The following is a 515-nucleotide window of genomic DNA, read 5'->3' as shown; positions in this document are numbered from 1 at the left end:
GGGATAATCGACCCCGTGAGCGAGAACACCGACGGCACCCCGCCCTCCGCCGCGCCCGCCGGCGGCGGCCCGCGGCCCGAGCCCATCCGCTTCTTCGGCACGACCTGGGTGAGCCACGACCACGGGTACGGGCTGCGCCGGGCCGGCGTCGCCGTCGGCTCACTGGCCGCCGCTGCCGCCGGCTGCCTCGTCCTGCGCTTCGCCTACCAGGGCCTGGCGATCGCCGACGTCGGCGGCTTCGTGAACATCCTGGTGGTGGCCATGTTCGCGATCTGCAGCGCGATCGCCTTCCGCCGCACCTGGGAGGGGTACGCGCGCCGCCCCGACCCCACGGCCGAGGCCCAGCTGCGCAGCCTGAAGGCCATCGGCTTCGTGGGCTCACTCCTCGCGTACTTCTTCCGCTCGCTGACCGAGGCCCCCGGCGAGAAGCTGCTCCGCGGCGAGTACGAGCAGGCCGTCACCCAGTACGAACGCCGCCGCACCGCCCGCACGGGCAACCCGGCGGCCCGCAGGAA

General features: G+C 74.4%; 1 protein-coding gene. It reads left to right on the top strand.

Translation table 11 applies throughout. The annotated features are described in order from the left end of the window. Positions 1–15 precede the first annotated feature (15 nt). Positions 16–515, top strand: a 500-nt coding sequence (locus E2E34_RS35005; protein WP_138905801.1) for a hypothetical protein, incomplete at its 3' end; no start/stop codon positions are given.

Origin of the sequence: Streptomyces albidochromogenes (assembly GCF_005981925.1) — a bacterium.
Classification (GTDB): domain Bacteria; phylum Actinomycetota; class Actinomycetes; order Streptomycetales; family Streptomycetaceae; genus Streptomyces; species Streptomyces albidochromogenes.
Note: the sequence above shows the minus strand (reverse complement) of the source record. Positions and strands in the feature narration are given on the sequence as shown.